This is a genomic window from Lapillicoccus sp., from assembly GCF_025353065.1.
In the GTDB taxonomy this organism is placed as follows: domain Bacteria; phylum Actinomycetota; class Actinomycetes; order Actinomycetales; family Dermatophilaceae; genus Lapillicoccus.
Genome location: NZ_JANXRJ010000158.1, coordinates 1 through 9715, shown reverse-complemented (window position 1 = coordinate 9715; position 9715 = coordinate 1). Strand labels below are relative to the sequence as shown.

Sequence of the window (9715 nt, the reverse complement as noted above, 5' to 3'; positions counted from 1 at the left end):
TGTTGTGTCCCTCGTGGGCGCGGGTCCAGAACCCCATGTTGAGGGCGTCGAGGGCCAGGTCGGTCCGTATTGACGTGGAGTGAGGTGGACAGCTGCCAGCCGACGACGCGGCGGCTGAAGACGTCGAGGACGAACGCGGCGTAGACCCACCCGGCGAAGGTGCGAACGTAGGTGATGTCCGTCATAAGCCCGACCCACAGGCGGTCGGGCCGGTCCGCGGTGAACGCGCGCTTGACCAGGTCGGGGCGGGTATCGGGTTCCTTGCCGGCCACCGTGGTCCGGGGGCCCTTCAACCGCGAGACCCCGTGCAGGCCCAGGTCTTTCATCAATCGTTGGGTGGTGCAGCGGGCCACCGGTTGCAACCCGGCCAAGGCCTCCTCCCGGGCCAGCTGGGCGTGCATCTTGCGGATCCCGTAGACGCCGTAGTTCTCCTGGTGGACCCGGGCGATCACGGGCTTGAGGTCCTCGTCCCGCACCGCCCGCGCCGACGGCGGCCGCGTCCGGCATCGTGGCTGCGGCGTAGAAGGTGCTCGGAGCGATCGGCATCCCCGCGCTGGTCAGCCCTCCATGGGCGGTGCAGATCGGCTCGACTCCGAACAACAGCCTGTTCTTCTCGATGTACTCGAGGATCAATGGGAGGGGCGGTCGAGCTCCAGCCGTGGACACGCGAAGAAAGCCGAAGCCGTCCGCAGGATCGCGTTCGAGCGGCGCAGCTCACGGTTCTCCCGCTCCAGCTCGGCCATCCGCCGTCATCGGAGGGAGTCGACCGTGCTGGTCCCGACCCGTGTCCCGGTGTCGACCTCCGCCTGGGCGACCCACCCCCGCAACGTCTCCGGGTTGATCCCGAGCTGGCCACCGATCCGAGAACACGCCCCTGACCGTGAGGCCGGGTCCTTCCGCGCGTCCAGCGTCAACCGGATCGCTCGCTCCCGAAGCTCGTTCGGGTACTTCCGTGGTGCTGCCATGCGCAAACCTCCGTGGGTTGATGGTCTCCATCAAACCCGGTACACGACACCCTGCGACCGTTGCCCGGGCACCGCGGGTGGATCCGCACGATGTCGACCCGTTTACCGTCGAGGAGGTCAAGCGAATCTTCCTTGCCGCGTCCGGCCACCGCAACGGGGTCCGGTGGGTTCTCGCCCTCGCTCTTGGCCTTCGGCAAGGCGAAGCGCTCGGGCTGCAGTGGTCCGACGTCGACTCGCACATCGGGGTCCTCACCATTCGCCGAAGCCGAGTCCGGCCCACGTACGGTCACGGTTGCGGAGGGACGTGCGGTCATCGGTTCGCCGGCTACTGCCCTCAACGGGTTCGCACCAACCCTGACACCGACACCACGAAATCACGAGCGGGCCGACGTCAGATCGGCCTCCCCCGACAGCTCGTCAGTCTCCTCGTCCAACACCAACAGGCCCAGCATGTCGAGCGCCTCCACGCGGGCACTGCCTGGCACGAAGGCGGCTGGGTATTCGCCACCGAGACGGGCGCTCCGATCAACCCTCGAACCGACTGGAGCCACTGGAAGGAACTGCTCAAGGAGGCGGCCATCCGGGACAGCCGCCTGCACGATGCCCGCCACACCGCGGCGACCGTCCTCCTCCTCCTCGGCGTGAGCCAACCCGCGATCATCAGCGTCTTGGGCTGGTCGAACCCCGCGATGACCCAGCGGTACGCGCACGTCATCGAGCCGATCCGACGGGACATCGCCGACCAGGTCGGTGCCCTGCTGTGGGAAGCGAGTCCAGAGCCGAATGAGACTAGAAATGAGACTAAGACAGGAACGCCGGCCGGAGCACTTGCGCTCCGACCGGCGTTTCCGCAGGTCAACGGCGGTGGCGGTGGGATTTGAACCCACGGTGGGCGTTAACCCACACACGCTTTCGAGGCGTGCTCCTTAGGCCGCTCGGACACGCCACCGTCGGTCAGGTTACCGGAGTCGACGGCCGGCGAAGAAATCGGTTAACAGCCGGGCGCAGTCCTCCTCACGCACGCCGCCGACGACCTCGACCCAGTGGTTGGCGCGCCCGTCGCGGGCGAGGTCCCACACCGAGCCGCACGCGCCGGCCCTCGGGTCCCAGGCGCCGAGCACGACCGTCCGCACCCGCGCGAGCAGCATCGCCCCCGCGCACATCGGGCACGGTTCGAGGGTCACGACGAGGGTGTGGTCGGTCAACCGCCAGCCGCCCGTATGCCGCGCCGCCTCCCGCAGCGCGACCACCTCGGCGTGCGCCGTCGGGTCGCCCGTCGCCTCGCGGGCGTTGGCCCCCTCACCGACGACCTCGCCGCCTGGTGACACGACAACAGCGCCCACCGGCACGTCACCATGCCGACCCGCCGCCGAGGCGAGGTCGATCGCGCGCGCCATCCACCCGGCATACCGGGGGTCGAACGGCAGCGGTGGCAGCGGATCGGGCACGGCCACACGATACGTTTCCCGCATGCGCGTCCTCATCGCCGACCACCAGCTCATCAACCACAAGCTGACTTACCTGCGGGACAAGCGCACCGACTCCCCGACCTTCCGCCGGCTCGTCGAGGAGCTCGTCACCCTCCTCGCCTACGAGGCGACGCGCGACGTGCGGGTGGAGCCGTTCGAGATCGAGACGCCGGTCGCCCCGACGACCGGGATCAAGCTCGCCAACCCCAAGCCGCTGGTCGTGCCGATCCTGCGCGCCGGGCTCGGGATGCTCGACGGCATGGTGCGCATCCTGCCCTCGGCCGAGGTCGGTTTCCTCGGCATGATGCGCAACGAGGAGACGCTCGAGGCGATCACCTACGCCAACCGGCTGCCCGACGACCTGAGCGGGCGCCAGTGCTACGTGCTCGACCCGATGCTCGCGACCGGCGGCACCCTCGCCATGGCGATCCACTACCTCGTCGAGCGCGGCGCCGACGACATCACCGCGATCACCCTGCTGTCCGCGCCGGAGGGGATCGCCCACGTGGAGCGCGAGTTCGCCGGGCTCGAGGTGCCCGTCACGCTGGTCACCGGCGCGGTCGACGAGCGGCTCAACGAGCACGGCTACATCGTTCCCGGGCTCGGCGATGCTGGCGACCGGCTCTACGGCCTGGTCTGAGCACCTCGCCCCCGGTATGCCGCGTGCCGGGTCCGCCGGTTAGGTGACAAATCGGGCCAACACGCCCGGTCTCGGCGCGGCCTGCCCGTCCCACGCGCCACTGTGGACACAATGGGGACCCATACCGTGCCCGTCGTCAAACTGTGCCCGTCCCCACACCGCTGAAGGAGCCGTCCCGATGTCACGCGTCAAGAAGATCCTCGGGTGGGTCCTTCTGGCGTTCGTGATCTACGCGATCGTCAAGTCACCGACCCAGGCCGCCGACATCGCCAAGACGTCCTACAACATCCTCGCCCAGGGCGTGACGAGCATCTTCGCGTTCTTCAACGCCTTGCTCGGCCGCTGACAGCGCCGGATGGCCAGCCACCGGGGCGTGGGGCGTTACCTCCTCGACGGTGAGCGCGTCGTGGTTGAGCTCCGCCAGCACTGGGCCAAGATCACCGGGCCCGTGGCCCTGGCCGTCGCGGGGCTGGCCGTTGCGCTCGTCGTCGACGCGAAGACGCCCCAGAGCGTGGGCGTCATCGTCAACGTCGTGTGGACCGCCTGGGTCCTGCTCGCGCTGTGGACGCTCTGGCAGGTGCTCGCCTGGTGGCACGACCGGTTCGTCGCCACCGACAAGCGGCTGCTGCTCACCTACGGCCTGATCTCGACGCGCGTCGCGATGATGCCGCTGATGAAGGTCACCGACATGTCCTACCAGCGCTCGATCCCGGGGCGCGTGCTCGGCTACGGCCAGTTCATCATGGAGAGCGCCGGCCAGGAGCAGGCTCTGCGCGACGTGCGCTGGATCCCCCACCCGGACCACACCTACCGCGCCATCTGCGCGGAGATGTTCGGGGTGGAGGACCGCGACCGCGTGCTCGTGCGGGAGGTCGACGACCACGATCTCGAGAGCCTCAGCCACGACGACCACGACGACGGCCTGATCATCCACGACTCGCGGTGGAAGGTCGTCAAGCACCCTCCGGCCGGCTCGGACGGCGACCTTCCCACGGCTTCGGCGGTCGAGGAGTTCGGCAGCCACTCGCGGGCTATTCCGGTGCAGCAGAACGACCCTGGCGTCGAGTCGCTCTACCGCAGCGAAGACCTGCGCCATGGTCGGCGGACCGGCGACACCGGCCCGATCCCGCTCTACCCGCCGGAGAGCGACGACTGACGCGTCAACCGCATCGCGCGCGCAGGCTGTCCACACCCGGGCCGCTCAGCGCCTCGAGCGCCGGGGCCCGCCCGGTCATCGCCATGACGAGCGACATGACCGGGCCACTGACCTCGGGGCCGCTCCCGTGGCTCCACTCCGTGTCCGTTGCCCTGAGCGTCAGCCCTGCGACCCGGTCCTTCGCGCCGATGAGGGCGTTGGACCCGGCATAGAACTGCGCCACGTCCCGAGCGGCGTCGACCGGAGAGGTGTGGGCGATCCCCAGGGCACCGCGGATGTCCTGGCTGTGCACGAGGATCTCACCGAGCCACGAGGTCTTGGGTCCGGGCGGTGACGTCGAGTCGTCCTGGTGGGCAACGAAGTTCGCCAGCGCCTCCGCGGGACTGGCCCCCCGATAACGCGCCATCCCGACGGCGGAGAAGCTCGGGAAGCGGAACCCCGCCCGGGCGAAGCCGAGGATGAACCGCAGCGGAGTCATCGTCGCCGTCGACGTCAGGTGGCCCAGGGTGTCCTGCACCGTCCAGTCGGTGCACCACGACGGCGTGGCCCATTGCGCCGGGTCGAGTCCTCGGAGGTCGTCGGCGAGGGCACGCCGCTCGACATGGATCGTCTGCCACATCGGGTCTGCCATGGGTCCGCTCCGATCCCACTGCTGAGCGCCCCTGTCCGCTGTCCGGAGCCTAGCGAACGACGTCCCCTCACGACCTCCTACGATGACCGCAGTCCGTCAGCAATGCCAGGAAGGGTCAGGAGGAGGCAGCCGCCGTGCCCAACTACGCCAGCCGCATGGAGCGGGTCCGCCCGTCGGCGATCCGCGAGCTGCTACGCCTCGGCGACGACCCGTCGATCACCTCGTTCGGGGGCGGCTACCCCGACCCGGCGCTCTTCCCGATGGACGACCTGCGGCCCATCTTCGACCGGCTGCTGACCAGCGACCATGCGCTGTCGCTCCAGTACACCGCCTCCAACGGTGTCCCCCTGCTCCGCGAGCAGATCGCCGCTCGCCTGACCGCCGACGGGATGCCGGCGACCGCCGACGACGTCCTCGTCGTCTCGGGCGGTCAGCAGGGTCTCGACCTCGCCGGCCGCCTCGTCCTCGACCCGGGCGACGTCGTCGTCACCGAGAACCCCACGTTCCTCGGTGCGCTCATCGCCTTCAACCCCTGCGAGCCGCGGTATGCCGCCGTCCCCGTCGACGCCGACGGCATGGACACTGATGTGCTCGAGGACGTCCTTGCCAAGCACACCACCGGTGCTCGTGGTCGAGGCGACTCCGGCCGGGTGAAGCTGCTCTACACGATCCCCGACTTCCAGAACCCGTCCGGCGTGACGATGAGCCTCGAGCGTCGGCACCGGCTCATCGAGCTGGCGAACCGTCACGACCTCCTCGTCGTCGAGGACACGCCCTACCGCGCGCTACGCTACGAAGGCACCCACCAGCCGACGCTCAAGAGCCTCGACACCGAGGGCCGGGTCGTGCACCTGGGCAGCTTCTCGAAGATCCTCGCGCCCGGTATGCGGCTCGGCTGGGCCCTCGCCGCCCCGGAGATCCTCGCGCAGCTGGGGCTGCTCAAGCTCGCCGCCGACACCCAGTGCAGCACCCTCAACATGGCCGCCACGTCGGGCTACCTCGCCGCCCACGACATCGACGCCCACATCGCCGGGATGTGCGCGGCATACCGGAGCAAGCGCGACACGATGCTCGAGACGCTCGCCGCGACCTTCCCGGCCGGGGTCACCTGGACGCGTCCCGAGGGCGGGCTCTTCACCTGGGTGTCCTTCTCCGAGGGCTTCGACACCGGTGCCTTCATGCGCGACCACGCCCTGCCCCGGGCCCGGGTCGCCTACGTCCCCGGTGCGACGTTCTTCCCCGTCGACGAGGAACCACGGCACGCCCGCTTCAGCTTCTCCAACAGCACGCCCGAGCAGATCGTGCAGGGTATCACCGCGCTCGGCCAGCTGCTCCACGAGCAGCTCCCGGGCTGACCGGGCTCAGAGGGCCTTGACGATGTCGAGGACGCGGTCCTTGGCGTCGCCGAAGAGCATCTGGGTGTTGTCCTTGAAGAACAGCGGGTTCTGCACCCCGGCGTAGCCCGCTGCCATGGAGCGCTTGAAGACGATGACGTCCTTGGCCTTCCAGACCTCGAGGACCGGCATCCCGGCGATCGGGCTGCCGGGGTCGTCCTCGGCCGAGGGGTTGACCGTGTCGTTGGCGCCGATGACGAGGACGACGTCGGTGGTCGGGAGGTCGTCGTTGATCTCGTCCATCTCCAGGACGATGTCGTAGGGCACCTTGGCCTCTGCGAGAAGGACGTTCATGTGTCCGGGGAGCCGGCCCGCCACCGGGTGGATGCCGAAGCGCACCGTGATCCCGCGCTCCCGCAGCCGGCTCGTGAGGTCGGCGACGGGATACTGCGCCTGGGCCACCGCCATGCCGTAGCCCGGGGTGATGACGACGCTGCTCGCCTCGCGCAGCAGGTCGGCGACGTCGGCGGCGTTGGTCTCCCGGGGGTCGCCGTAGTCCTCGCCGGCGGACAAGGAGATCTCCTGGCCGAAGCCGCCTGCGATGACCGAGACGAACGAGCGGTTCATCGCGGTGCACATGACGTAGGAGAGGTAGGCACCGGACGAGCCGACGAGCGCGCCGGTGACGATGAGCAGGTCGTTGCCGAGCGTGAATCCCGCTGCGGCAGCTGCCCATCCGGAGTAGGAGTTGAGCATCGACACGACGACGGGCATGTCGCCGCCACCGATCGAGGCGACGAGGTGCCAGCCGAAGACGAGGGCGATGACCGTCATGAGGACGATCGGCGCGGCGCCGTCGCTGGCGACGAACCACCCGAGCAGACCCGCCGAGACGACGAGCGCGGCGAGGTTCATCCAGTGCCGGCCCGGCAGCATCAGCGGCTTGGACGGGATCCGGCCGGAGAGCTTGAGGTAGGCGATGATCGACCCGGTCAGGGTGACCGCGCCGATGAAGACGCCGAGGAAGACCTCGACCGAGTGGATGCGGGCGTCGGCGCCCGTCAGCGCGGGCGACTCGAGCCAGGCGTTGTAGCCGACGAGCACGGCGGCGAGCCCGACGAAGCTGTGGAGCATCGCGACCAGCTGCGGCATCCCGGTCATCTCGACCTTGATGGCGCGGTTGACGCCGATGGAGCCGCCGACGAGCATCGCCGCGACGATGAGGGCGAAGCCGGGGCCGTGGCTGAAGCGCACGGCATACGCGATGGTCGCGACGAGCGCGAGGGCCATGCCGACGACACCGAAGGTGTTGCCCGCGCGGGAGGTCTCGTGCCGGGACAACCCGGCGAGGCTGAAGATGAAGAGCAGCGCGGCGATGATGTAGCTCGCCTGGACGAGGGCCTCGGACACGTCACGCCCTCCGGAACATCTTGAGCATGCGGTGGGTCACGAGGAACCCGCCGAAGATGTTGATGCTCGCGACGAGCACCCCGGCGGTCGCCAGCACGGTCACGAGCGTGTTGCCCAGCCCGACCTGGAGCAGCGCGCCGACCACGATGATCCCGCTGATCGCGTTGGTGACCGACATGAGTGGGGTGTGCAGGGCGTGGTTGACGTTGGTGATGACGTAGAACCCCACGACGCAGGAGAGCGCGAACACCGTGAAGTGGCCGAGGAACGCCGACGGCGAGTATGCCGCGAGCACGGCGAAGAGGATGGCGACCACGGCCATCGCGACGTAGCGCCGACGCGGGTCGGCGGGCGGCTTGGCCACCTTGAGGACGGCGGCCGGGCGGACCGCGGCCGGGGTCGCGGACACCTGGACCGGCGGAGGGGGCCACAGCAGCTCGCCCCCCTTGACGACGGTCATGCCTCGGATCACCACGTCGTCCAGGTCGAGCGTCGCGACGCCGTCCTTGGCGGGGGTGAGCAGCTTGAGGAGGTTGACGAGGTTGGTCGAGAACAGCTGCGAGGCCTGCGTCGGGAGCCGGCCGGGGAGGTCGGTGTAGCCGATGATCTTGACGCCGTTGTCGCTGACCACCAGCTCGTCGGCGCGGGCGAGCTCGCAGTTGCCGCCGTTGGAGGCGGCCATGTCGACGATGACGCTGCCGGGCTTCATCGTCGCGACCATGTCGGCGGTGATGAGCCGCGGGGCCGGGCGCCCCGGGATGAGCGCCGTCGTGATGATGATGTCGACGTCCTTGGCCTGCTCCGCGTAGAGCTCCATCGCCAGGCGGTCGAAGTCCGCGCTCGTCTGCTTCGCGTAGCCGTCCGAGGAGACCTCCTGCTCCTGCTCGCCGAGGTCGATGCGCAGGAAGTGCGCCCCCATCGACTCGACCTGCTCCCCCACCTCGGGTCGGGCGTCGAAGGCGCGGACGACGGCGCCGAGGCTGTTGGCGGTGCCGATCGCGGCCAGCCCCGCGACGCCGGCGCCGACGACGAGGACCTTGGCCGGGGGGACCTTGCCGGCTGCCGTCACCTGTCCGGTGAAGAGGCTGCCGAACTCGTGGGCGGCCTCGATGACGGCACGGTAGCCGCCGATGTTGGCCATCGAGCTGAGCACGTCGAGGGCCTGCGCGCGCGAGATGCGCGGCACGGCGTCCATCGCGAGCACGGTGATGTCGCGGGCCGCGAGCTTGTCGACGAGCGCCGGCTGCAGGGCCGGGCTGATCAGGCTGGCGAGGATCGCGCCGTCCTGGAGCGCCGCGATCTCCGCGTCGTCGGGGGCGTTGATCTTGAACACGAGGTCGCTGGACCACACGGCGGCGAGGTCACCCACCTGGGCGCCGGCCGCGGCATACGCCTCGTCGGGGAAGGCTGCCCTGGCTCCTGCCCCGCTCTCGACGACGACCTCGTAGCCGAGTCCTCGGATCTGCTCCACGGTCCGGGGCGTCGCGGCGACGCGGCACTCCCCCGGCCTGGTCTCGCGTGGCACACCGATCCGCATTGACACTCCCGCTGGCTGGACGCCGTTCGGCCGCACCCCCCTCGGACGGCGAGGACGGGGACGCCGAACCCTCGAGGGGATCGGCACCTCCGCAACCTACGGGGTGGCCGCTCTCAGCGGGAGACCGATGTCACGGTTGGTGCACGTGTCGGTGCTCACAGGCTCAGCCGACCGGGGTCGGCCAACTCGGAACAGGCCTCAGAACAGGCCCTGCCAGACGAGGACGGCGAGCAGGACGATGACGATGACGCCCCCGAGGAAGGCGAACGAGCCCGCGTCCGTCGGGGTCTGGTCGTGCGAGCTGCGGGAGGGGGACGGGGATGGGCTGGTGGTGCGGCGGGGAAGGGTCTGGTGCGGCATGACGAGCCTTTCGGTGGTGGAGTCCCGGTCGCTGTGGAGCGGAGCCGGTCCAAGCAGGTGCCTCAGCAGCAATGGCGAGGATCTGTATGTGTCTCCTGCTATGTGTCATTCATGATGACACATAGCGCGTGACAGATCAAGTCTCCCCTCCGGGCGGCGGCCGAGCGGAGCCGGGGGAGCCGGGGGAGCCGGGGGAGCCGGGGGAGCCGGGGG

General features: G+C 69.7%; 12 protein-coding genes, 1 tRNA gene and 1 other annotated feature. Of the genes, 5 read left to right on the top strand and 8 right to left on the bottom strand.

Annotated features, from left to right (window positions below; genetic code table 11):
• Together Q0R63_RS12780 and Q0R63_RS24595 are read right to left on the bottom strand one after the other, a co-directional pair.
• Positions 1-476 (bottom strand): IS3 family transposase (locus tag Q0R63_RS12780; RefSeq protein ID WP_295697755.1); only part of this gene is annotated, 476 nt, incomplete at its 3' end.
• Between the two features lie 55 nt (positions 477-531).
• Positions 532-669: a sequence feature (AL1L pseudoknot), on the bottom strand.
• Between the two features lie 80 nt (positions 670-749).
• Positions 750-965 (bottom strand): transposase, encoded by a 216-nt coding sequence (locus tag Q0R63_RS24595; protein WP_366521121.1) that lies wholly within the window; start codon positions 963-965, stop codon positions 750-752.
• A gap of 77 nt (positions 966-1042) precedes the next feature.
• On the opposite strand from Q0R63_RS24595, the gene Q0R63_RS12775 reads away from it, so the two are divergent.
• On the top strand, positions 1043-1846 hold the full coding sequence (locus Q0R63_RS12775) for a site-specific integrase (RefSeq protein ID WP_295697753.1): 804 nt from the start codon (positions 1043-1045) through the stop codon (positions 1844-1846).
• On the opposite strand, the gene Q0R63_RS12770 is transcribed toward Q0R63_RS12775, so the two are convergent.
• Positions 1828-1914: transfer RNA gene (locus tag Q0R63_RS12770), tRNA-Ser, on the bottom strand. The genes Q0R63_RS12775 and Q0R63_RS12770 overlap by 19 nt on opposite strands.
• A gap of 10 nt (positions 1915-1924) precedes the next feature.
• Positions 1925-2362 carry a nucleoside deaminase gene (locus Q0R63_RS12765; RefSeq protein ID WP_295697758.1) on the bottom strand — a complete coding sequence of 146 codons (438 nt, stop codon included), beginning with the start codon at positions 2360-2362 and terminating at the stop codon, positions 1925-1927.
• A gap of 73 nt (positions 2363-2435) precedes the next feature.
• Between Q0R63_RS12765 and upp the strand changes: the two genes are divergently transcribed.
• From upp to Q0R63_RS12750, 3 genes are all read left to right on the top strand, one after another.
• Positions 2436-3074, top strand: a complete 639-nt coding sequence (upp, locus tag Q0R63_RS12760; RefSeq protein WP_295697752.1) for a uracil phosphoribosyltransferase — start codon at positions 2436-2438, stop codon at positions 3072-3074.
• Positions 3075-3252: 178 nt separating this feature from the next.
• Entirely contained in the window at positions 3253-3420 is a 168-nt protein-coding gene (locus Q0R63_RS12755; RefSeq protein ID WP_295697750.1) for a hypothetical protein, read from the top strand.
• 27 nt (positions 3421-3447) lie between these two features.
• Entirely contained in the window at positions 3448-4230 is a 783-nt protein-coding gene (locus tag Q0R63_RS12750; RefSeq protein ID WP_295697747.1) for a PH domain-containing protein, read from the top strand.
• 4 nt (positions 4231-4234) lie between these two features.
• On the opposite strand, the gene Q0R63_RS12745 is transcribed toward Q0R63_RS12750, so the two are convergent.
• Positions 4235-4861 carry a maleylpyruvate isomerase family mycothiol-dependent enzyme gene (locus tag Q0R63_RS12745; protein ID WP_295697744.1) on the bottom strand — a complete coding sequence of 209 codons (627 nt, stop codon included), beginning with the start codon at positions 4859-4861 and terminating at the stop codon, positions 4235-4237.
• A gap of 134 nt (positions 4862-4995) precedes the next feature.
• Between Q0R63_RS12745 and Q0R63_RS12740 the strand changes: the two genes are divergently transcribed.
• Complete coding sequence (locus tag Q0R63_RS12740; RefSeq protein WP_295697741.1) at positions 4996-6216, top strand: PLP-dependent aminotransferase family protein; 1221 nt, start codon at positions 4996-4998, stop codon at positions 6214-6216.
• 6 nt (positions 6217-6222) lie between these two features.
• Here the strand turns inward: Q0R63_RS12740 and pntB are convergent, their stop codons facing one another.
• The 3 genes from pntB to Q0R63_RS12725 form a co-directional block, all read right to left on the bottom strand.
• Positions 6223-7605 (bottom strand): Re/Si-specific NAD(P)(+) transhydrogenase subunit beta, encoded by a 1383-nt coding sequence (pntB, locus tag Q0R63_RS12735; RefSeq protein WP_295697738.1) that lies wholly within the window; start codon positions 7603-7605, stop codon positions 6223-6225.
• A gap of 1 nt (position 7606) precedes the next feature.
• Positions 7607-9142, bottom strand: coding sequence for a Re/Si-specific NAD(P)(+) transhydrogenase subunit alpha (locus tag Q0R63_RS12730; RefSeq protein ID WP_295697735.1), 1536 nt, complete (start codon positions 9140-9142; stop codon positions 7607-7609).
• Positions 9143-9340: 198 nt separating this feature from the next.
• The gene (locus tag Q0R63_RS12725; RefSeq protein WP_295697733.1) at positions 9341-9502 is read right to left on the bottom strand and encodes a hypothetical protein; all 162 of its coding nucleotides are present in this window, start codon (positions 9500-9502) and stop codon (positions 9341-9343) included.
• Positions 9503-9715: the final 213 nt, after the last annotated feature.